Annotated in this window: 1 pseudogene; it reads left to right on the top strand. The window is 67.0% G+C overall.

From position 1 onward, the window contains the following. Positions 1 to 812: pseudogene (locus AACY19_RS26620) on the top strand (Mu transposase domain-containing protein); the annotation flags it as partial.

The raw sequence follows: 812 nt of genomic DNA on the forward strand, positions 1-812 counted from the left end.
GGACGGCGCTTCGAGACACTGGAAGCCCAGAACGAGTTCTTGAGGCACTGGGAGGAGAATTGGGCCTCCAAGCGCATCCACGGCAGCACGCGGCGTCAGGTCGAGGCGATGTTCCAGGAGGAGAAGCCCCACCTGCGGCCGTTGCCAGTGGCTGCCTTCCGCATCTTCACCGAGGTCGTTCGGACCGTCTGCGACGATACCACCGTGCGTGTTGATAGCAGCTATTACGCCGCGCGGCCTGCATGCACCCATCGGCAGTCAGGTCGTGGTGCGGATCTACGCCTCCACGATCGAGATCCGTGATCGCGACACCCATGCGCTGCTGCGTGTTCATCCCCGGATGACGCACTCCGGTTCTGTCGTCCTGTCGACCAGCGAACGGCCGTTCAATCCGTCGCGGCAAACCGCCGTGCTGCTGGCGAGCGCCGAGCGCATCGGGCCGCAGACCAGGGCGCTCTGCCAGCAAGTGTTCGACACCGAGGGGCGCCCCGGACAGCGCGCGATGTGGGGCATTGTCGGGCTGAGCCGGAAGTATCCGGCACGGCTGGTCGAGCAGGCCTGCGCGCACGCCATCGGCAACCGCATCTATCGTTACAAGCACGTGCGTGCGACCGTCGAGCGGTTGTTCGAACAGGCGATCGCGCAGGTTGGAGCGACGCCACAGCCGGCATCGCCGCTCACCCAGGATCATCCGCTGATCCGCGCTCCAGCCGAATACGGCGATCTCTTCAGCCGTGCCGCGCGGCACGATGCCGGCGCCAATGGCCGGCAGGCCGAGGCTCACGACGACCGCGCCCCTGCAGCCCGCGCTC

It is taken from the genome of Pseudomonas sp. EA_5y_Pfl2_R50, from assembly GCF_963970475.1.
Classification (GTDB): Bacteria; Pseudomonadota; Gammaproteobacteria; order Pseudomonadales; family Pseudomonadaceae; genus Aquipseudomonas.